Raw genomic sequence first — 22193 nt, 5'->3', positions numbered from 1 at the left:
TCCAGTCAATTCGTCTCGCATCCAACATTGGAACCAGATCGCTGAATTGGAAAATACCGAAGTTCTATATTTGAATAGAAATCAGCTATGGTGAGGCCCACACCTGTCAGACGTTCATGTTGGCAACATGGCCTGACCAGATGAGGTGGATGGCTCCGGTTCCCCGGCGCCGCAATGCGCCATACTGCAGGTGTCAGGATCTGCGATAGAGAGAGGAGGCACCCGATGCAAATTACCACCGTCGGCCTCGGTTTGGCCAGGAGTGTCTTGCACGTTCACGGCGTTGCCGAAGACGGTGAAGTCCCTATAGTAGGCATTTGCGTCGCGCCCAGGTTTTGGCGTTCCTTGAACGCGCGGGCCCGTGTCTAGTCGGCATTAAGGCCTGTGCGTCAAGCCACCATTGGGCACATGAGCTGTCGAAGCTGGGTCATGTCGTCCGATTGATGCCGCCAATGCAGAGGCCATCTGCGAGGCAGTGAAAGGGCCCATGAAAAAATTACGATCGAGAGTGGGCCGGCATCCCCTCGTTGGAGTGTGCATTCCTATCCGCAGTGGTCGCATGTCTCGACAGGTTTGACATAGCCTTTGAAGAGTTTGCCTTCCTGGCAGCTCGGACAACGCGGTCGCATTCCCCGCATGGCAGCTGGTTTGACCGGAAAGGCCACTGACGCACTGTCAATCATGGCGTGATCCTACTCAAGGCATTTCATACGGCTGACTAACAATCCGCAATGGGCCATTGATAATCGCCATTTTCGTTCCGGTGAGCTGAGTAACGCAATATCCAGCGGCCCCGGGGACGCGATCGACCATCGGTGCCGCGCCATGGACTTCCTGTATCTCAAGCACGGTGTAGGGGCGCTGGTACAGCCATTCGCGGTTTTCAATGGCGGTGAGGTCCGCGTTTGGAGGCGTCTCCTTCGTGAACGCGAAGAAGTGCAGTGTAAAACCATGGCTCTCAACGGGTTAAACCGACATGGGAGACATGCCCCAAGTGAGACACGCTTCGCGCAGCGGAGCGATGTCGTGCGTGCGAAGGATCAGCAAGTTGAGTGTCGCGCCGCCGCCAAGGCGAGACCTGTCGAGGCGACCGGTTGGACGGTTCCCCTTAAACCACTGTTCGATGAGCTCGATTGTGAAGCCTTCCGGGTCCGGGAAGTGGGCCAGATAACCGATATCGCGATGCTGTCGTGGGCGGCTAACTCCAATGCCTTATTTTGTTAGTTGCTCATAGGCTAGTTCACTGTTGGGCACCGCAAGGGCGATCTTCCAGTAGATGTCATTTGCATTTGATTTTCATTGCACTTCATCACTTCGCAAGTTGTAAGGTCATGTCGAACCACTTTGCATAGTGCATTTGGGCTCCCGCAACATTTGAAGTTGGTAGCATTGGGTTCGCACCCGATCATATCTCCCGGCTGACCCTGAAGGGATTGGGAACTTGCGCTGCGGATCAAAAACTGTGACTGAGCGCAAACCCAATGTAGGGATCTGCGTCACCGCCTTGTGCACGATATCCGGCACTCAACAGAATATCCGGTCCGGGAGTATCCGAAGCAATCTGATAGGTCAGCCCAATATCGATCGGCCGCTCTGACGGTGTAATGTCGACAGTTTCAGAGGTTCTTGTCACACCCGTGCTTTCCCGGCCGGCCACTGCTGCAACCCTGTCCTGTGGGAGGTCGATCGCGATCTGGCCAGAGGAGATCTGGAGTGGACTGGAGACAGACAAGCGCATCGTGCCTGGGCTGCCGAGAAAATGCGCCTGGCTGATTGAGACTTCGCCGGCACGTCCCATCAGGTTTGCGCCGCCAGTGACCAAACCTTCCTGTCGGAAATCTGTCCGGCTTTGCGTGCCAGATGCTGTCAGGAGCGTGCCACGCCCAAAAGCAACAGATCCCGATATCTCAAGGAATGAGGTATTGCTGTTTCCGTCCTGACCTGCAGCGCCCATAAAGCGGGACCCAAGGACTGTCCCGTTCTCTTCGATACGGCCGACCCGGGCAGAAAAGCCTGACCCATCCTTGTCTTTTGCTTCAAGCCCTATCCTGGTCCTTGAGAAGGTGTCAGTGGATGATCCGATTGCATGGTCCGTCGTCAGCGCCAGCGCGTCTGTCAGCTGGACGTCGTGCCCGAATGCGTAGTCCTCCGTCAAAAGCTGCCCAAATGGATCTGCGCCGGGATCTGTTTCTCCGAGGTTTATCTCATAGGAGGACACATCTCCATCAACACGGATGTTTGTTCCGTGATCTGAACGCATGACTGTCACGGTGTCGCTGGCCTTTACTTCCCGTACGATCGTGAGACGAGGTATTGGCGCCTTGAGTTCGGAGACCAGGGCGCTGGCGGCGAGGTCAAATCCACGCGTAAACTTATCTGCGACCATCAAGACCTGTCCAGCGAGGGCCTGATTGAGGGCTGGCGCCAGGGCCTCGCTGGCGACGATACCCGTTTTGGCAAGAGGCATGGCGTCGCCCTCGGTAGTGTTCCCCTGGTAGACAACCAGTTCCCCCATAGGACGCATGGCGCGTTCCAGATTGAGGAGGCCCTGCCCGTAGATCGGGTCAACACCCGGCTCACCGAGATCTTCAGCTGCCTCGAACATAATCTCAGCGATTATGGGCGCTGTCAGGTCTGGCCATTGGCTCTTCAATACGGCATATGCTCCAGCGATGTGTGGGGCGGCCATGGACGTTCCGCTCGACCACAGGGGGCTGTGGCCACGGCGGTCGCCATTTCTGGCGCTAGGGATACTTACGCCTGGGGCAGCAAGGCAAAAGTCCTTTGCAACGCCACAGCGGTTGGAGGAGTCCCATATGTTCTTGGCTTCATCGACAGCGACGGCGGCGATGACGTAACCGTCATAATCGGATAGTAAGTGTGGAATGCCTGCAAGGTATGAGACTTCGGGCGCGCCGTCGTTGCCTGCGGCAAAAATGCTCATCAAGTCAGCCCCTTTGGCGGCTTTCAGGGCTTTGATGGTTGCGGGTCCAAGTTCCCGCTCGAGATGGGAGGCACTTGAATAATCAGTGATTGGAATGGTGACGTCATGACGAGTATAAACCCAGCTGTGGTTTATGACGTGCGCCTGAGCCTCGATTGAGCGGTTTATGGAAGCAGACAAATGACCAATTCCCTGGAGGATGAGAAGCTCAGCTTCAAAGGCAACGCCGTGCGTGCCTCGACCGTCTTTCCTGCCGGCAGCAATGCCGGCAACGTGGGTGCCATGATTGCCGCTGTCCGAAATATCTTTGGAGTTTCTGGGAAAAGAGTAGCTGTATTCAGTGTCGATTTTACCCGCGAAGTCTGGATGATTGGTATCGATGCCCGTGTCCAGGATTGCAATCTTTATTCCTTGTCCTTGTCCGCCCTTTGCGTATCGTTCATCGGCTCCGATCAGAGACAGGCCATAGTTTCGGTAGAATTCACGGGTTTGGTAGTCGGCGGGGTCGTTTAGGCCGGAGTCTGGATCAGGGCCGGGACCTGGTAAAGGTGATGGGCCCAGTATGGGCCCAGGCTCTGGACCAGAGCTTTCACCACCGCCATCGACTGCAAGTGAAAGTGCAGTCGCCATTCCAACGACCCCAAGAACGATCATCGAACCAGCTCCGGAGGTCTCCCCGGTGCCTGGCGCCGCAAAGGAAAAGCGACGGGTGTCTGACGCCCAGCCCGAGGTTTGACTGAGGTACTCCTCCATAATTGCCGGCCGGTTCACGAGGATATACGCGTGCGCATCCGCGAAGGTTGATGGATCTCGCGCATGTTCGCGGACGAGATAGTTCAAGACCTGTTGATCGGAATAAGAGGAGAGTTGACCTTCGTAGACGTTTGCAAAGACGGAGGTGGCCAAGGTGACAATGGCAGTCGTGATCAGGGCTAACGTCTTAAGCAGGCGCATGATGATTGCTATTCTTTGGATGTTGAAATGCGATCGTGAGCCTTTGATACCGATGAACCGCCGGACCCACTCGGCTCGCAAGTAGCAGACTGAGTTTATTGCAGATGTAGGCGCGCCATTCGTTCCATGCCCAATACTGGGACGCGGCGGCCGCATTGTGAAATTCCCAAATCCTATACTTGAATAGACATCAACTATCGCGCGACCTGTGTACCCCATAAGATCAGCGGCAGGGGCCTCAACACCTCAATCGATTTGAAATGGTCCGATCACAGTTTGGGGTCGGCAAATGACTCGTCTACCGAAGCACGTCCCTACAAACTATCTTGTGAACAATGACACTCACAAATGGTGACGGGCGCGGCGAGAGAGACCGAAAACCTCGGAAAACTGTCCTAACTGGACCGAACGTGGGTATTTGAGCATCTGGAAGAACAAGTGGAGAACAATCTGGGTTCGCTGACTTTCGCTGCGCCAGCCACGAACTTTCGAGCACTTCGCAAAGGCAAGAACTCTCAAACGGAGTCATAACTGAAAGTGAATGTGATCGTCGTGTCGCGCTGCCCTACATCCTTGAAACCTAATACGTGGATGGGCAATGCGTAGCGATTGAACCAGATGCGGTTCGATAAAGGTCTTCCCCACGCGGGCATCGGTAGCAAGGATTCGCATCACGGCTGCCATACGTGCTTCGTCCAATTCATAGTCGCGCCAAAGCGGCTGAATAGCGTCAAAGTCCCACCTGAGCGTTGGCCATCTCGGTGTGCAATCAGTTGGACCGGGTTCGAAAGCGAAATACCCTATCGGTGATCGCGTCGCACCCGGCAGGTATCCTGTCTCATCACGGTAGAAAAATGCGAGATCAGCCTTCTCACCATCATCATGAGATAGATGTGGTAGCAAAGGAAAACCGTCTAAGAAAGGGAAGCTTGCGTCGAGCACGAGGGTTTCCGTGCCGGGGTATTGGCGGTCCATCTCTTTAGCCGTGTCAATAAGAACCTCCCGCAGTTCTGGCGTCACATAGTTGCGGTTTAGCGCGCAATACATCCAGCTTTGAACCTGAAGCGGACCGTTTTCGAAGCAATTCAACGCGACTCGACCAAAGCTCGGTGCGATCCAGACAGCCGCCGCCGTCAAAGCTGTATAGGTGAGTGGGAACACGAAGACTTTTTGCCGGAAGAAAAGCGCTATCAGCCACGCAATGCCACCGATCTGGGTCAAAATGGTTAGAAACAGGACGGCACAAAAATTTTCAATTAAACGCAGCATTCTTCGCCTGCGCGAGAACCGCCAACTCCTTTTGTTACAGTGCAAAAGTCACCTCGCGCTATTATCCTTGAGCAAGTCGGAGATTTCCGAGTTTTTTGCGTAGCTCAGCAGGTGCCTGCCTTCAGAGTCCACAAGGTTCAGCTCCGCGCCTGCCTCGATCAGCATCGCGACTGCGTCCGCATTCGAAACCCCTACCGCAAAAAAGATCGGAGTTCTGCCCATGTCATCCTTGGCGTTCACATCTGTGCCAGCATCAACCAAAATTGCAGCCAGATCAAAGTTCAGCTGTGTGGCTTGATGTAGCGGTGTCCACCCTGCAAAATTGCGTGCATTGACGTCGGCGCCCGCCCGCAAAAGCACGGGTGCCAGTTGGGACGCATAGGGATTGAGAAGCAATGCATGCAACGGTGTATTATCGAAGTTGTTTGCCACATTCACATCAGCGCCAGCATCAACCAACATCTGCACAATGAGTGGGTTTGAATTTTGGGCGGCGGCCCAAAGAAGCGGAACGGCTTGGTCGTTCGTACGCGCATTGGGATCCGCTCCGGATGCGATAAGTGCCTCTGTAATCTCGGGGTGTGGATTCTTTGCAGCAAGGTGCAATGGGGTTACACTATATGCTTGGATGCCATTCACATCCGCTCCAGCTTCAAGAAATCTGGTCACATCTGCATACTCGGTACCGTGTGCGGCAGCATCGTGCAGCGAAGTGAATTCCGCTTTGACAGGGGTTCCAAGAACAAGAGAACCACACAAGACAAAAAGAAACCGCAAAACCGAACTGTTCTTCATAAAGCCTCCGTGGAATCAATTGATAGGCGAACTCAAAAGAGCAATTCTCTAGCTCGTTTCAAATCACTCCGCCCACAATCTGGGGAACCTTGTTGGCTGGATTGTTCCTGCCGCACACGACGTCTTCTACACGACCAGACCATAGTTGGGGCCTATTTTACCATAGAAGTTCTACGCTTCTGAATGCAGCCATGGCGACACGAAAAACACCAGAACAGTTCGAGATTCAACACCCAGTCTTTGATATTGGATTCGAGCGGACCTGGTACATTTGCTGCGAGGTTTTCTGAGCTTAAATGCCGAACCGGAAAAGAGTCGTCTGACTTCGCTTCGCGCCCTCGATAAAATGTCGACGTAACTGCTTCCAGCCTTTGCCGAAAACACACATCATCGATCCTCCAGGATCGACAACCTCAGCCTCAATCCGGACCTTCAATCCACTAGCCCTGTTGGCAGATCAACGAACGAAGTTGACGTCGGTTTCTTCGACAAACCTTGTGAATTTTGATAGTGTTACCAACAGCAAATCTAATGAAGGAACTAGCTATCCATGCCAATGCCCTGGACATATCGGCACGCCTCCAAGGAATGGCGAGCTTTCCTCGATGATGTAAAAGAGCGCATGTCCCTTGAGTCGGACAACATGGCTTACACGGCGGTTGATGCCGTGTTTCAGGTATTCCGGTGTCGTTTGAATGCTCAAGAGGGTTTGGAATTCGCGAGTGTCTTGCCGAGTGTACTACGCGCGATTTTTGTTCATAACTGGGATGTTACGAAGCCTTGCGTCGCCTTTGATGATCGAGAGACGCTCATTTCTGAGGTTAAGGCTGTGCGTGTGAACCACAACTTGACACCAGACAATGCGATTGAGGCAATGGCATGGGCGGTTCGTCGCTGCACCAACCGACAAGACTTCGAGCGTGTCTTAGCCAAACTACCAGTTGAAGCACGCGACTTTTGGCACATCGATGTCGCCGACCCTGCCGAACTGGAGCAAAGGGTCATCTAGCAGCTTTGCAGCATCGGTGATTTTAGACTCATAGAGGTCATGCGATGTTGCAACTAGGAGCTTCGCGGAGCGAGTGATGGCTGTGCGAAGATGGTGGGTATACGGACAGCCTCGGGCCAGGCCCAATGTCGCGGCCAATATCGGCCATCAGCGCGATCACGTCGCGTCTGGAAAATCCCTTTGGAAGGAGAGGGAACGTTTCCGTCCTCATGCTCTTGTCCTTTCGTCTGCTCGTTGGACAAAGCGGCGACACGCAAAACTTCTTGTATCGCACATATGCGTTTTTTTAAGTTGCACTGAAATCGGGAAACACGGAACCTAGGATCTGAATGGACAAGAACTCGTGCGGCCCTCTGGAAGCTCTGCTTTCCGTGGGCTTCACTTGTCCGGGTGTCGCTTTCCTCATTTTTGTCCGGCTTGTATCATTAGAACTATAAGTCTAACCCTAGCCCTACACCAGATGTAGAGCTTCGGGCACAGGTTCCGTTTTACGCTGCCCCAATAGCTCAAACAGCGTCAATATGGTTTCTCGGTGAAATGACAAACCCTGATACATCGGCTCAAAAATGCTTCGCTCTGGACATGAAAGCAAGACGCGAATCCTTGTCACTATCCCAGCATAAACTCGCCGCTTTGACGGGGCTTTCCGATACAACGATCAACCGCACGGAAACGTCCAAGAAATCGTCAGACCTGGCGACGCTTGAAAAGATAGCCTTTGCCCTAATGGTAATGTCGCTGAGTTACTGGCAGAAGGCTACAAGATTCTGGGATCTGATACCGGCTTCATCAGAGACGTACTGGCCGGTAACGTCAAAAAGCTTCGACAGCAGAATGGGTTGTCGCAAACTGATCTAGCGTTAAAATCCCGTTTGTCCCTGTCAACGGTGCAGAGTGTGGAGTATAGGAAGAAATCTGCGTCCATTGACGTTGTCGCCGCGCTGTCTTTTCCGTTAGGGGTTAAACCTTACCAATTGCTGCAGGAAGCAGAGCAGGAAGATTCTGAAACAACGCGGGACTAATTCAGATCCGCGCAGTTTTGCATTCCACAATCCCGGACCAGTGACCCCTGGATGTGAATCTGCAGGGAAACCATAGTCGATGCCTATTCAAATATAGAATAGAAGTATTTCCCAATGCGGCGACCGGGCCCTAGCATTAGGTGAAAGATGAATTGGCTGTTCCACCAATGCGCGATAAGAGGTTGTCAATTTACCCAATAAATTCCGCATTTTACGCGGGATTATCTGTTTCACCTGTTTGCCAGTCAGATCATCATCCGGAGCGCAGTTCGCGTTGTATACAACGTCTTACTATAAAAAGGCATGCATGAGAACGGAGGTTCCCTTGCGTGCTTTGCTGCTAACTAGCCTGATAATCCCCAGCTTTGCCTTCTCTGGTGAGTTAATTCGATGTCCGGACTGGAAGGCGTTGTTTGCTGCTGACCGCACAGCCGCGTTGCGTTCTGCTGCAGCGCCAGAAAACGACTTTCATGAAGCCCTGAATCGCACGCGTGCTCCGCTTGATGCGACAGGTGGTGCCAGCTCACCGGCTGCAGCAAGCTGCACATATACCATTGTCGCGGGTGATACGTTGTCGCGCATTGCTGCGGCACGCCTGGGTAGCGCGGCACGCTGGAGAGAAATCGCCGTCCTTAATCAATCAACAATCAGCAGTGTAAATGCTTTGCGCGTTGGCACTGCTATTCGTCTTCCTTGTGCAGGAAGCAAGGTAGGGCAGGGGGTACCTCACATCCCTGTTGGTGCTTCTGCCCTACCGACGCCAGCACCAATCCCGAGATGGACTGCCCGTAAAGGTGAGAGCTTTCTCGTTGCAGTCCAGAGATGGGCCCGTGCTGCCGGCTACACAGTCGTTGTTGAAACGAATGAGGATTGGACCTTCGCCGTGGATGTGAACGAAGAAGGCTCATTCCGGGACGTCTTACAACGGGTTGTTCGTGGCTTTGCCGCGCAAGGAACAGCACCTGCCGTTCAGGTATTCAGCAACAACGTTGTCAAGATTGGAGGTCTGTGATGTGGCACACTCTCCGAAGCGGCGCATTGATCGCCCTGACGATTGGTCTGACCGCCTGTGAAACTCATGATCAGGCTGACGCTCAGATCAACGAAGCGGCCCGTCTTACGGGTGAGCAAGCCGCGCGGCTTGCAGCGGCGCAACGGGGTGAAATACAGATTGTCGATAGCCCGTACTACGGTAGAGCAGTCCGTGTTCCACTCGGACAAACGCGCGGGCAACCCCTGCCGCGTCGTGTTGAAGCTGCAATAGGCAGCACCTTCAATCTCCGCAACAGCTCGCTTTCCGACTTCGCGACGGCCGTCACCAATCAAAGTGACATCCCAGTAAACATTCGCACGCTCTACTCCACCCAGAATTGGGACGCCGTAGATGTCCGGCCATCAACGCGGATTACGCTCGAACACGAAGGGGCACTCTCACGGGCGCTCGATATTGTAGCGGCCCGTACAGATACCCAGTGGGAATATGACGGTACCGCAATCGTCTTTAACTCGATGGTGACCGAAAGCTATCAGGTTCCCCTGCCAACAGGATCGTCAAGCTTCACCTCAACTGTGGATGGCCTGCAGGCGACCGGGTCAAGTGTTTCGCTGTCACGTGACTCCCAGTTTGAGCCCTGGGCCGAAATAGAAACACGCCTTGCACAAGCGGTCCCGCCCCCTGGTGAGTTCATGCTGAACCGCAATGCAGGGACAATTACAGTGCTTGGGCCACCGTCCGTTCAGGCGGCGGCGGAACGTGTCATCGATGAGTTCAAAGCGATTTATGGCGCACGCATTGGGCTTGAGATTGGCATCTTCTTCGTGGACAGCGAAAAGCTCACGGAGTTTGAAGGCGGCATCGAGGGATCAGGGTCACGCTACGAGATTTCCGGTCTGACCACCGCTCTTGCGGGCAACGGTGTTGCGACGCTCACGGGCGGCAATGCAACACTGTCCTTCCGTGCGCTTGCGCGCAACGCAGCGGTTGTTGATTTCCGCCAGGCTTCAAGCATTGCCCAATCCGGTGTCTGGACCCCAACGATTATCCGCAGTTCCACGAACTACGTATCAGGGACAGAAACGTCGACAACCGATGGCGTGACATCCACTTCAATACAGACAGGGACTGTCGATAGCGGCCTGTCCATTCACGCCCTTCCGCGCATCGTGAACAATGGCAACATCCACCTGAGCCTTACAATTCTGCAATCCAGTCTAAACGGGCTTGATGAGTTCTCATCGTCCGATTCAACGGTACAACTGCCAAGCATTGACCAGCGTGCCTTGCAGACTGACGCAATCCTGTCACCGGGTGAGACGCTTGTCCTTGCCGGATATGAGCAGGAATACACAACGCGCACTGAGCGGACGAACAATTTCTTCCTCGGTGGCCTAAGTGACGCCGAAGTCCATAAGGTTCGGATGATCGTGCTGGTACGCCCCGCTATTCTAGCGGTGGCCGACGGTGGCAGCTGATGGAGCCGCGTCTTTCTTCGGTTGGTGGGCAGCCAGTTGCCGTTGGTTTGACGTGGGAAATCGGCGAGCATCCTCATCTCATCAAGACGCTCCGCTTTGGGGCGGCCGGGCAGGGGTTCGCCTGTTATTCGGGTAGTATCGCCGAAGCGACAAACGCAGATCTGATCGGCAAAATCCCTTTGGCGGCCCTGGTGGGCATGTCGCTTGCGGCTGAACGCGAAACTGTCGCGGCAATCATGCCGCTGGATGATGGCGGCTTCTGGAGCGCACAGTTCAAGGATGGCTCAGTTCTTATCGACAGCGAAGAGCTGTTTGATGATATCCAGTCTGTTCTCGAATGGGCGGCCCAGGCCAAGCGGTCCAATGCTGTAGCGCAGATTTATCTTCCAGATGGCTTTGTCGAAACCACCCGTGTTGCTGATACTGGTCTGGATCCGCAGGTTTTGCCTTCACTGTCGTCTCTCTCACAGGAGAGACTGGACAGCGCGCCAGTTTTTGTCGCTTACCGCGTCGCTACGCCAAAAGCAGCACTGATCGCGGGGGTAGCGGTTTCGGTTCTTGCACTCGGAAGCCTGAGCCTAAGCGCTCTTGTAGACGCCCTGAACGCGCAATCATATGCACCGAGGGCGACCGAGACTGTTGTGTTGGAACAGTTCGCAGTGGACGGTTCTTCATTTGCTGCTGCCTGTGTTGCATCCCTGAGCGCAGAGTGGCCGGGCGTCCCTGGCTGGGAAATCGTCTCAGTCGGCTGTGCTTTACCGCGCAGTGTGAGGCCGATTGGCGAGCCGGAAGCGGCTGTCGTCTGGAAAGAATTCAAACGTGGGGAACGTTACGCCGCTATCCTGGATAGCGAAGTCACAAGTGCGCGTATGGCAGAATTCATGCTGCGCGACTGGCCACATCTGAAAGAGATCGAGGAAGGTCGCATTGTTGTCGGCCATGGTCTTGATGTGAGTTGGGTTCCATTTGTCGCGCCCGGGGAAATGGTGTCCTTCGGAACGCAAATCGAGAACGCCTTTATCTCTGTGCTTGAAGAAAGCGCGCAAGCGCAGGCTATCTCATTAGGACAGGGGCAAGTGGTAACGCCCACGGTCAACACGCATCAGGTGAAGCTCAACACCTCGTTGGAAGCGGCGTTCACGCTGGCGCAGGCTCTCGACGGGATCGAAATCAACACCATCACTTTTGAGGACAATGTCTCAACGGTTCTGTTGAGCCCAACGGCAGTGCGTTTCAGTCGCCCGGCAAATGCGGCTCTGACGCCAAAACCCACCCATCCGTCGCAATCCAAGAGGTAACACCATGAAATCCGTGCACTCGAAAATACTTGGCACCGTTTCTGCCCTCGCACTGATGCTGTGTAACCCGACGCCTTTAACTGCCCAAAGCGCTCTTCTGGACGACACTGTCCAGAACGCCCGTCAGGAGGTGCAGAACGCGCGGTTAATGACGGCCTATCAGGCCATGGTGGCCTTGAATGGCGCCCACACAATGATGCGCCGCCTCGTCCAGGTCAGTGATCTGCGCCCCGATTACGCTGATGAAGAAGATGGTGGTCTTCGTTATCTCGACATTGAACATGTCCTCAAAGACAAAACGGGTCGGATCGAGACTTACACCCACCCTGATGGCGCGCGCCCATTTGACGCCCGTCTCCATGGTAAGCGCCATTACAACATCCGCTATCGTCTTTGCGGCGTAGGGACCGTTAACCCGATCACCAAGCTGCCGGAGCCGGGTTATGAGTATGTTCTCATGACGATCCTGCCCGACTTGCCTGTCTCCTATGGCGATATTCGGGAATTGGTTGCACAGGCAGGTGTCGGACATAAGTTGCTGCAGGGTCTGACTGTCGAGCGCGACACCAGTCGCGCGATGCTTGGCATTCTGGACACGAAGATCAGCCCCATGTTCGTGCCGATTGGCAGTGATACTCATGATCAAGGTTCTGCAGCCGACATTCCGGAGTGTTTGCTCGACAACACGATCTGGAGCGGTGATCAGCCGCCGTCGCGACGGAGTCTTGCGGTGTTTGAATACGTGACACCACGTCAGTTGCAGTTCACCCACTCGCTCGAGCGCGTCAGTGAAGAAGGTACGCTTCTTTGTACGGATTACCCGGATGCCGTCGACCGCGGTCTTGTGATTGGTCGCGCTTCCTTTGTCCGCGGGCAATACACTGTTCGGCGGGGCGGAGATTATGCGCCTGAGATGGCGGATGGCACACCAATCCCCCAGGACTGGGCCTCTGATCTCATTTACGATGGTGGCTGCCGTGCGCCACAAGAGCGCGTTGGGACTATTCGCCAGGATTGCCAACGCATCGTGGCAGGCGTCGAAAGAACCCTCACCAATACCTACCGCGCTGAAATGCGAGAGGTGCCGCCCCTGCGCGGCTATTACCTTGAGGGAGAAGCCAAGCAATGGGCACCCGTTGGTGATGCCGCCACATGGGAGCCGCATCTTTTGATGTGCGAGGGTCAACTCCCCCGTTTGGAGGAGAATGCCACGACCCAATGGGAGAACCAGAACGGTCTTTCCTGTTCCGCTTTTCCATCGTTCCCGCAGGGAACTTACGACCGTCGTCGCCTGATCACAGACACCCATTACGAGCTGCCAAACAGCAATGTCTCCTATGACATTCGTACATATGGCGATTGGGAAACCACACGTAATGCCTGTCAGCGGACCGATGTTGCAACAGTCCGTGAGACCAGAAGAGCGAATAGTTGCCTTGATCAGGCCCGTAACGTTCAGACCACAACGGTGTCCTACATGAGCGGGGGCGCACCTGCGGTCATGGTCAACCGTTCGGCATGGGTCACGACGGTCAACCGGTGTGCCTCGAGAAACAACGACCGTGACAATGGGAGAGAGTACTACGACGTGGACGGTGATGGCCGGGGCGATTTCCGGAGCGGGCGCGATGCGCGTGAATACGCGCGGGAGAACGGCATCTCCAACCGTGATATAGATAGAGTGAGTAATTGCTCTGGTAGCTGTAACGGGTCGTCGCGCGAGCGGAATGAAAGGAACAACAGTGACGGAGGTGGCGGCGGCGGTGGTGACTGTTTCTTAACGACGGCGATTGTCGAGCGCCGCGGTGAAGCTGATGACGGTCCAACTTTGACCGCCCTGCGCAACTTCCGTGACAACGTCATGGCCAACGATCCGAAGCTGCATCCATTCATTGCTGAATACTACGCGATAGCCCCCGCCATTGTCGCCGCAATCCCAGCGGATGACCCCGAGTGGGATTGGATTGAAAGCCAAATCGATCTCTGCGTCCAGTTGATCGAGATTGGGGACGCCGAACAGACATTTGCGACATACAAGGCGATGGTCGAACGGCTCCAGAGCCGCTGGATACCTGTTGTTCCGCCAAATGTCCTGGAGGATGCCTAATGGGTATGCGGAAATCGATTGGTGCAGCCGTTTTGGCACTCGCTGGCTGTACGCAACTTACCATCGACGATCTGTTGGCTGAACGAGCCTTTTACGATCATTGGGACATTCAAGGACAGTTTAAATCGGGGGATTTTGTTCTCCAGAATGTCACACAACCCGATCTCGTGGAATTGCTCACAGGTCATACCTTCGTCGCTTATGAAGAGAGTGGCGGGCGTGGCAAGGCCTATGGTGCAATTACCGTGCTGTATTATGGGGCCAACGGCATCGAGGAAGGCTGTATGGTGGACTATATCACCGGCCGTCCGCTAGAGGGCGCTTATGCTCCCCACGAGTGGGCATCGGTGATGCGCGAAAGCTCTAAATACCTGATGCACTTTCCACTTTTGCAGGTAACCGTACCCAATGGAAATGTCGGTTTTGGTAACCTGCAGTACAAGGCCGAAACGGGGCAGCTTGCCGAAATTGCTGCGTACCCCGGTTACTGGCGCGACGTGCGCAAAGGTCACCTGCAAGCTGGTATTCCGGCCGGCGTGTACACGGCCTGCCCGGAGTTTCCGTCCGCCGAAAGCCTGGGAAGCTTCGTGAACGAGGCCCAGACATCCTGGAACTATTTTGAACTGGTGGAGCAGGACCCGGGCAAGCGGATTCACCGCCCGGATCTCGTGACCGCGTTCACGGCGATCCCCCTTGATCAGGTGCAGGGGACAGCGCAATGACATGTATCAGGCCCACGGCGCTCGCCGCCTGTGTTGTGCTGGGTCACCTCGTGCCGTTGGGCCTGTCTGCCGAAACAGTCCCCATTGAAGCCATTGCGCGCCAGGCTTACCCGAACGAGATTTTTCACAGCAAACTCGGGTTTTACTACGTCCTTGACGCCAACCCGGGTCTTGCATGGATCCTCAACGAGAATGGAGAATTCGATACGTTGATGGCTTATTCGAAAGCCGACGACGTATTTAACGTCATTGAAGACGGTAAATGGGTCTTTGAAATACCTGTTGACAGTCAAGCAAGCCAAATCCAGTGGTCTTTCTCCAACGATCCAGAGTTTCCCGGCACACGGCCTTTTCTTCAGCAGATTGTCGGGCAGGAACTGACCGTCCCTGTTGGGGATTTTATCCCGGCTGGCGCCCGGTTTGAGGCGGAATTCACCATGTCCACACCGGAGGGTGTGTATTTCACCTGGTATCCGGACGACCGCGCAGACGGGATCTTCGTCACCAATCTGGAGACGAACGATGAACGTCATGTTCTCATCGCTGATTTGAAACCGGCTGTGGGGTGGACGGGAGAATGAGACGTCAAGTGCTCCGGCCCATGAAGCACAGGAATACCCTTGCCGGGTGTCTTGTTTTCTCCGCACTCAGTGCGGCTTTGCCCGCATTCGGGCAAGAATCCGAACAGGCTATCGTCACACAAGCGGAAACCCAACGTGTGTTCTCATCGTCTGATGAGGTGTCAGGCGACACACCGATGGCAGAGATTGTTGCGCCGACGGGGACCGTTCAGTGCCCTATTCATCTCCTGCAATCTGCCTATGACGAAGCCACAAGTGGCTATCAGGCGGCAGTCCGCTATGTGACCGCCATCGAAGTTATGCATCTGTGTCGCGAACACGCGGATCTGTTTCGCGAAGTCATGGACGCTGAAGCAGCCCTGGTTCAAAGCTATGCGGAACTCAGCGCTGCACGTGAACAGGTGGAAAGCGCGGCTCCGACCGTGCCTCCTGGAGCGGCAGCCAGTTCAACCAATCTCACTGGTGCGGACGGTTTGCGCGAGCTTTCTGGTGAGAATGATGACCGCCGGGAGGCCGCAGATACCGAAGAGCTGGCGGAAGCAGAAAAGCCGTTAGCGGAAAGTGTTTCCGCTCCAACGTGCGCGGACCCCCGTCCGGCGTCTGCATATGTCCTGATCGGGTCTTCAAATTCTGCCGGAGGTGAACCCCGCGGCATCCTGGGCCTGATCAGCAGTCATAATCCGAACGGAGACTATTACGCAGAAAGCGTGAGCGTTGGCGTGGGAGATTTTCTCGCGCGTGCGGTGGAAGTATCCGAAGTCAGCGTACCCTGGAGTGACGAATCCGGCGAGCCATTTGTTGTTCTCAGTGATTGCGCCGGTTCTGTGAGACTTACGCTGGTGTCTCAAATGCCGTCAGGGCATTTCATTAATCCCAGTGTCACCTACCGCAATTTGCAGACCGGTGCTGCGCATGAGGTCGATGCTACCGTGGTTACCCCACGCGGGGGTGAGTAGCCCACATGCTGTTCAAATCCCGCACGCCAAAACAAGCCAAAAGCGCATTGGCCAAACTGCTTGAGAATGGAACATTCGATGTCGGCTCACCTGAGTTTCGGCGTTTGTGTGCGATCCAGGTGGATGGGCTGTGTTTGGTGGCGAGCGGATACCAGCATAACGCTGAAATGCGGACAGAGCGCAAGAAGCTGGTGGCGTCCGGACGCATCCCGGCCATCACAGACACCCGCATCGTTACGCTTTCGGAGGTGGCGGAAGCCTATAACGCACGGGCGCCTCGGGCCGGAGAGAAAGCAGACGGCCCCGCACTCGCCAGTACCGTCGATGTTCGCATGCGTGTTGAAAGCCTGCTGGTGGATTGTGCCAACGCACGCGCCAGTGATTTGGCAATCGTCTTACGCGACTTCCATACGGATCTTCGCATGAAGGTTGGTGGTGCCTGGCATGATTTCAAAGACCAATGGACGCGAGACGAAGGACGGGTTGCGTTGGAATGCCTGTTCAACGCCCGTGAAGAGGGTTCGGGTCAGACGGTCCGTGAACAACGCAGCTTCCAGTCCTTTTCCATTACCTCAACAGAAACGTTGCGCCTGCCGGCCGGGGTTGTAAAGCTGCGCGGCCAGCGCGGATTTCATGAGACCGCGGCTGATATTGGCGACCATCATGTGGTGCGTTTTTTCTACAGTGAAGGTGACAAGAACACCTCGTCAATTGAAAGCCTGGGATTTGACGCCGAGATCCTTGAGGCATTTGAGAGTATGCGTCACTCCAGTGATGGGGCGATGATTGTTGGGGGATCGACCGGGGATGGCAAGTCGACAACCCTGATCCGCTCGGTTCAGCGCCTGATCGAAGAAAAGCAAGGTCGCACGAGCGTCGTCACGATCGAAGATCCGGTCGAGATGCGCCTTGATGACCCGGCGATCATGCAGATCCCGGTATCTTCGGCGGGTGATGGTGAGAACCGTGAAGAAGTGTACCGCCGGGCGCTGATGCATTTCAGCCGTGTTAATCCCGATGTCGGGATTATCTCGGAGATGCGCGATGGTTACGGTGCAAGGCAGGTTCTCCAGTTCGTCAGTTCCGGGCACACGTGCTACACGACGATCCACACGAACAGCGTCAATGAAATACCGTTCCGCCTGATTGGGTGGGGCATCCCGGCGGCCGAGCTTGCACGTCCTGGCTTGATCAAGGTGATGGTTCAGCAAAAGCTCGTGAAGCATCTCTGTAAAGAATGCTCCGTACCTTTTGACGGCTCTCAAGTCTTGCCGAAGTATTTGCGCATTCTTGATGCCGACCAACTTGCCTCCTTGCGGTTTCGCAACCCTGAGGGCTGCCCTGCATGCGTGAAGGACTACACCGGTGTGGGGAAAGTTGCATGGGCGGGCTACGAGCGCCTCATTGCGGTGGGCGAGTTGGTTGAGCCTGATGAAACCTATCTCTCCTGTATCGGACGCAACGACGGGTTGGGTGCGATGCAACACTGGCGAAAGCCGAAGGAGCAAGGTGGCCTTGGTGGCGTCACGATAGGGGAAAAAATCCGCCGCGATGTGCTGATGGGTCTGGTCGATCCGGACGATGGCCGTGACCGTGGTGCGGGGGACGTGGCTCTCGGGCCCAAGTCAGTCGCCGCTGCAACAGGGCGAGGGGCTTGATTTGGCTGCCGCTGCGCAATCTCACAAACTCAGGCACGCAATGTCGGCCGTCCTGCCGCCATGGAACATCGCAATGGCACGATCGATGTTTCATGCAAAGGATCGCGCCGATGCCTGGGACGTTATTGCGGATCTGATGGAGAGCGGGCTGGACGACAATCGTGCGATCGGAGCTGCCGCCCACATGTTCCGCCTTCGCGGGAAACGCGCTGCCGCGATGGTGCTTGAAGATCTCGAACGGTCTTTTGCGCGTGGTGCATTCGCTGAGACCGTCAAGCTTGTGGCAAAAGGGTCAGAGGCCCTGTTGTTTGCAAATGTCGGCAAGGTGACTGGCTCCGTTGTCTATCGTGGTGCCGCGCGGGTTTTGCGCAACGAAAAACTCATCCGCAACGCTGTGGTTGAAGCCCTGGCCAAACCTGTGGCGTTGATGCTGGCTGTAATTGGTCTCGTTGTAGCAATGGGTTTGCGGCTGTTTCCGGCATTCGAAGCCCTGACGCCACGCAATCAATGGCCAGCGCTCACACGCTTTATGGCCAGTGTATCAGAGTGGGTCATTTCCAGCGGGTGGATAGGCGCAATTGGATTTGTGCTGCTCTGCGTGCTGATCGCCCTGTCTTTGCCACTCCTGGCGAGCGCGAACAGCCTTTCGATCCGTCGGTTTCGCGAGTTTCTGGATCGCTATCCACCCTGGAGCTTTTACCGTCTTTCAACGGGTGCGTCCTTTGCATTTACGATCGTTGAAGTTGCGCGCTCAGGGGGCACGATCAGTGGTCCGACACTGTCTGATATGACCGAACACGGTAGCCGGTACACGAGTACAAACGTGGCGCGCATGGCCGAAGCGCTCAACAGTGGTCAGTCTCTGGAGGAGGCGTTTCAGGGAGGTGGGTCATTCCCTGATCCCGAGCTCAACGCGGTCATGGGTGTTCTGGCCGGGCAGCCGAATGCTCTTGAGAACTTTGGCGTCTACACGGATCGCTGGATGCTGGCGGCAGAAAAGCGTGTGAAGGCCAAAGCCGCGATCATCAACATGGTGCTGATCACGCTTATTGCCGCTGTGATCATCAGCGTTGTGACCGCCATCTTCAGCGTCATCTCATCGGTGCAAAGTGGCCTGTAGGAGCCGTTAAGGACCAACGGCACCTCAGCCGTCTTATAGAGGAAAAACAGGATGTTTATGGAAGAAACGACTGCAGAAATACATAAAGCACGCCCTCGCCGAGGCCGTCGTTCGCGTCGTGGCACCGATCTGTTCAGCGCAATTCTTTATCTCACCATTTTCGTGATGGTGATTGCAGGCACGATCGCAATTTACAACAGCGTCATGACGGGTATGCGCAACGTTCAGCTGCAAACACTGATGATGCGCACTGCGTCGAGTGTTGAAAGCAGCTTTCGCGCGTTTCCGACTTATGACAGCGGCAGCCTTCTTGGGATCATCAAGAGTCGTGGTGAATTCTCAGATCGCGAGATCTACGAGACTGGCGGTACTTACCACATGCGCTCGCCATTCGGAACCGACATGAGCGTCGATGGGGACCCTCCGCATAACTTCATCATCACTGTGAACAATCTCAAGGAAAGCCCTTGTGAGAAGTTGCTGGAGGCAATGATCGACCCTGGTCGGACCGTACATGGTGTGACTGTAAATACTAGCACAGTGACGCTTCCATACAGCAATGCGGGCATCTCGACGGCGTGCTCTGGTGCGAGCGACGGGCTCTATAATGTCGGCATTAAATTCTAGGTGGCTCTGCTGTGGGACACGTAAGGCGCCAGCATCAATCCATTCAGGGAGTTTCCATGACTCTGATCCGCAACCTGTCTCACGCAGAACCCCACCGACGTCGGCGGCGCGGCGTGTCGCTGTTTGCCGTGACATTGGGGTTGTTGGTCGGGGTGGTCATGATCAACTACGTGATCGAAGACTTGGGGCGTGCGCAAAAACGCGAAGCCGGCCGCCATCTCGCTGAAGTCGCATCGGTCATGGCCCAACGTTGGGAAGGGCTTGTGCGCAACTGCGCCATTGATCTGATGTTTTGCGGTTTATCTGAAGCCGGAGCCTACACTATAGCGGGTTATAACACCCTGCCAGTTGTATCAGGTCAGGAGATGGACCCGATTCCAGCGGCCCTTCGGGTTCACGGGATGCAACCTGCGCATTGGGTCGGGGATGCGCCTGTTCCATTGGTCAACGGAATAACAGTACGGGCCTATGTGGTTTCCGTGACCCAGGCGCCTATCGCGACCGGTATGCTGGTTTTTGAGGTCGCATCCAGCGTGGATGTGTTGACGCGCGAAAGCTTTCGCGCGGCCCTCGTCGACTGGGCTATCAGTGCTGGTGAAGGGGAAGAAATCGTCGGGACTGAACAGGTCTTCCTTGCCGTGATGGGGCGTGATCCGCTTGTCACTGAAGTACCTGTCTTGACCTATCCTTTCGTTACTGTGGAAAGTGATTGGGTCTTGCGTGAACCGTGGGTGGGGCAAAGCGGGCAATCCATGCGAGCGGAACTGCGCATGGGTGCAGGGACCGCCACGACCGGGGACATCATCAATGTCGGCAGCCTGGAGGCCCTTGCGTCTTTCAAGGTGGCTGTTCAGACGGCCGATGTGCAGTCAATGGTTTCCAAAGGTGATCTGGCCACACAATCCCTCACAGGCGTCGATTTGGTGGCAGCAGAGGTGAATGCGGGCAGCCTGGTGATCAGCGATGCGCTCATCGCCGACGCAATGGTCGTTGTGAACCAAGTCAATGCCCAGAATGTCACAATTGCAGACAGTGATGAAGGGATCGGCCTTTCAGAAGGTGAAACGGTGAACGCGGGCACATTGAAGGGTGTTGCGCTCACCCTGCCGGGTCAGTTGCGGGCGGGAACAGTCAGTGTTGGCGACAGGCTGCAGGCTGACCGCATCACGATCGACAGTGATATGTTCATCAGCGGTGATGTCCTGGGCAGCGGCCTGACAACCAATACCCTCACAGCAATCAATGGGTGTGTTGGATGCTGAGACCCCTTGTCCCACGTCGTTTCAACAAACACCGCCGCGCGCATCGCGCGCGCCGTGGTCTGTCCATGTTTGAGGCGGTTCTGACGATATTTGTCGGCGTCATTATCGTCAGTGAAGCAATACGGTTCTTCGAAGTGGAAGGGCACAAGAAGCACAATCTGGTCGAGATCCAAAGGGTCGCGGATTTAGCCGATTTAGGCGAGCGCTATGTCAGGCGCGATCTGCAGGATTTGATCACGACAATCGGCGTTGGAAACATCCTGCAGGTGAGTGTTGCAGATCTGGAAGCCACTGGGTTGGTTATGGATGGTTTTTCAAGCGCATCACCCACGCGTCGCGCCGTGGATCTCTGGCTCTATGCGCCGACGGCCTGGGAAGTCATCGTTCTGGCGCGTGCGCACGGGACTGCTGAGCTGGTCAATGTGCCATCCTCGGTGGCAGACACTGGTCTCATTGGCTACGTGGCAGAGTGGCGGCCAACGATCTTGCAGGGCGTGGGCCTGAACTGGGATGTCACCACACTTCAGGCTGCTCTGGGTTGGCCTGCTGTCAATGATTTGATCGCCGTGCGGTATCTGAACTTTGGTGCTGATGTACGGCCTTATTTGCACCGGGATGCCCTGACGGTTGGCGGTGTTGTTCTGAACCAGATGTCAGCGCCATTGGACATGGGTGGCAATGATATCGTCAACACCGGAAATCTGTCAGCGTCGCAGCTCACATTAGAGACGCTTATCGCGGAAGATGTTGTTGTTTCGGATGCGTTGGAGAGCGTCAATATCAACGTCACCAATGCTGTGTCTGTGTCCGGAACGCTGACAGCTGTCGATGCCACGATTGCCGGGGCAGCGCAGGTTGAGGATGTGGCCGTAAGCGGCGAATTGACGGCAGGATCGGTTTCGGCGAGCGGCGCTATTGCGGCGGCCTCTGCGGAAGTAGACGGGACGGTTTCCGCAAATGCCATAACCGTTGCAACAGAGCTGAATGCCGAAAGCATTGTCACTGGCAGTCTCGGGCTCAGCGGCGACATGACGGCAGATCAGGGTGTATTTCAGACCATTGTCACCGGGGGATGTACGGGATGTTGAAATGGTCGTTGGCAATTTGTGCGGCAATGATCGTGGTCGGCACATCGAGCATTGCGGAGGAGGACGCCGACCGGCGGGATGGGAACGACCAGGCGCTTCGTGACCTGCAAATTGCACGCGCTGAGCTGATCGCCAACATGAAGCAGTTACGCGCCATTCAAACCTATCAAGAGGCGCTGCAGCAATCAGATGGCGCGCTCATGGAAACGCGCCTGGTGCCAAGTGGCCTTTGTGCGCCTGACATGGCGCATCTCTGTGCGCTGTTCCCGGTCACATTCGGCATATGGGGAACAGATTGACGACGTTGGC

General features: G+C 55.5%; 20 protein-coding genes. 17 read left to right on the top strand and 3 right to left on the bottom strand.

All coding sequences use genetic code 11. The features are described 5' to 3' along the window. Positions 1-825 precede the first annotated feature (825 nt). Positions 826-1224, top strand: a complete 399-nt coding sequence (locus SLH47_RS23865) for a hypothetical protein (protein ID WP_320243339.1) — start codon at positions 826-828, stop codon at positions 1222-1224. A 229-nt stretch (positions 1225-1453) separates the two neighbouring features. Here the strand turns inward: SLH47_RS23865 and SLH47_RS23860 are convergent, their stop codons facing one another. From SLH47_RS23860 to SLH47_RS23850, 3 genes are all read right to left on the bottom strand, one after another. Next, complete coding sequence (locus tag SLH47_RS23860; protein WP_320243337.1) at positions 1454-3979, bottom strand: S8 family peptidase; 2526 nt, start codon at positions 3977-3979, stop codon at positions 1454-1456. Positions 3980-4423: 444 nt separating this feature from the next. Next, on the bottom strand, positions 4424-5167 hold the full coding sequence (locus SLH47_RS23855) for a hypothetical protein (RefSeq protein ID WP_320243335.1): 744 nt from the start codon (positions 5165-5167) through the stop codon (positions 4424-4426). 48 nt (positions 5168-5215) lie between these two features. Next, positions 5216-5962, bottom strand: a complete 747-nt coding sequence (locus tag SLH47_RS23850; protein WP_320243333.1) for an ankyrin repeat domain-containing protein — start codon at positions 5960-5962, stop codon at positions 5216-5218. Positions 5963-6512: 550 nt separating this feature from the next. Between SLH47_RS23850 and SLH47_RS23845 the strand changes: the two genes are divergently transcribed. The 16 genes from SLH47_RS23845 to SLH47_RS23775 all read left to right on the top strand — a co-directional run bounded on the left by SLH47_RS23845 (position 6513) and on the right by SLH47_RS23775 (position 22183). After that, a complete protein-coding gene (locus tag SLH47_RS23845) occupies positions 6513-6971 on the top strand; it encodes a DUF2267 domain-containing protein (RefSeq protein WP_320243331.1) in 459 nt (152 codons plus the stop codon). A 537-nt stretch (positions 6972-7508) separates the two neighbouring features. Beyond that, positions 7509-7829 carry a helix-turn-helix transcriptional regulator gene (locus SLH47_RS23840; RefSeq protein WP_320243330.1) on the top strand — a complete coding sequence of 107 codons (321 nt, stop codon included), beginning with the start codon at positions 7509-7511 and terminating at the stop codon, positions 7827-7829. Then, on the top strand, positions 7811-7993 hold the full coding sequence (locus SLH47_RS26440; RefSeq protein ID WP_413785672.1) for a helix-turn-helix domain-containing protein: 183 nt from the start codon (positions 7811-7813) through the stop codon (positions 7991-7993). The genes SLH47_RS23840 and SLH47_RS26440 overlap by 19 nt, the downstream gene beginning before the upstream one ends. Positions 7994-8318: 325 nt before the next feature. Further along, complete coding sequence (locus SLH47_RS23835) at positions 8319-9005, top strand: TcpQ domain-containing protein (RefSeq protein ID WP_320243328.1); 687 nt, start codon at positions 8319-8321, stop codon at positions 9003-9005. After that, complete coding sequence (locus tag SLH47_RS23830; RefSeq protein ID WP_320243327.1) at positions 9005-10465, top strand: secretion protein; 1461 nt, start codon at positions 9005-9007, stop codon at positions 10463-10465. The genes SLH47_RS23835 and SLH47_RS23830 overlap by 1 nt, the downstream gene beginning before the upstream one ends. Next, positions 10465-11763, top strand: a complete 1299-nt coding sequence (locus SLH47_RS23825) for a hypothetical protein (protein ID WP_320243325.1) — start codon at positions 10465-10467, stop codon at positions 11761-11763. Before SLH47_RS23830 ends, SLH47_RS23825 begins: the two co-directional genes overlap by 1 nt. 4 nt (positions 11764-11767) lie before the next feature. Next, positions 11768-13870, top strand: a complete 2103-nt coding sequence (locus SLH47_RS23820; RefSeq protein WP_320243324.1) for a hypothetical protein — start codon at positions 11768-11770, stop codon at positions 13868-13870. Beyond that, on the top strand, positions 13870-14592 hold the full coding sequence (locus SLH47_RS23815) for a hypothetical protein (RefSeq protein ID WP_320243322.1): 723 nt from the start codon (positions 13870-13872) through the stop codon (positions 14590-14592). Before SLH47_RS23820 ends, SLH47_RS23815 begins: the two co-directional genes overlap by 1 nt. After that, a complete protein-coding gene (locus SLH47_RS23810; protein WP_320243320.1) occupies positions 14589-15173 on the top strand; it encodes a hypothetical protein in 585 nt (194 codons plus the stop codon). The genes SLH47_RS23815 and SLH47_RS23810 overlap by 4 nt, the downstream gene beginning before the upstream one ends. After that, positions 15170-16129, top strand: a complete 960-nt coding sequence (locus SLH47_RS23805) for a hypothetical protein (protein WP_320243318.1) — start codon at positions 15170-15172, stop codon at positions 16127-16129. Before SLH47_RS23810 ends, SLH47_RS23805 begins: the two co-directional genes overlap by 4 nt. Positions 16130-16134: 5 nt before the next feature. Further along, entirely contained in the window at positions 16135-17787 is a 1653-nt protein-coding gene (locus SLH47_RS23800) for an ATPase, T2SS/T4P/T4SS family (RefSeq protein ID WP_320243316.1), read from the top strand. Between the two features lie 73 nt (positions 17788-17860). Then, positions 17861-18907, top strand: coding sequence for a type II secretion system F family protein (locus tag SLH47_RS23795; RefSeq protein WP_320243314.1), 1047 nt, complete (start codon positions 17861-17863; stop codon positions 18905-18907). A 51-nt stretch (positions 18908-18958) separates the two neighbouring features. Next, complete coding sequence (locus SLH47_RS23790) at positions 18959-19534, top strand: hypothetical protein (protein WP_320243313.1); 576 nt, start codon at positions 18959-18961, stop codon at positions 19532-19534. Between the two features lie 56 nt (positions 19535-19590). After that, positions 19591-20796: a hypothetical protein gene (locus SLH47_RS23785; RefSeq protein ID WP_320243311.1), complete on the top strand. Its 1206-nt coding sequence runs from the start codon at positions 19591-19593 to the stop codon at positions 20794-20796. Beyond that, positions 20790-21884 carry a hypothetical protein gene (locus SLH47_RS23780; protein WP_320243309.1) on the top strand — a complete coding sequence of 365 codons (1095 nt, stop codon included), beginning with the start codon at positions 20790-20792 and terminating at the stop codon, positions 21882-21884. The genes SLH47_RS23785 and SLH47_RS23780 overlap by 7 nt, the downstream gene beginning before the upstream one ends. Next, positions 21878-22183: a hypothetical protein gene (locus SLH47_RS23775; RefSeq protein ID WP_320243308.1), complete on the top strand. Its 306-nt coding sequence runs from the start codon at positions 21878-21880 to the stop codon at positions 22181-22183. Before SLH47_RS23780 ends, SLH47_RS23775 begins: the two co-directional genes overlap by 7 nt. Positions 22184-22193: the final 10 nt, after the last annotated feature.

This window comes from Cognatiyoonia sp. IB215182, assembly GCF_033963905.1.
Taxonomy (GTDB): domain Bacteria; phylum Pseudomonadota; class Alphaproteobacteria; order Rhodobacterales; family Rhodobacteraceae; genus Yoonia.
Note: the sequence above shows the minus strand (reverse complement) of the source record. Positions and strands in the feature narration are given on the sequence as shown.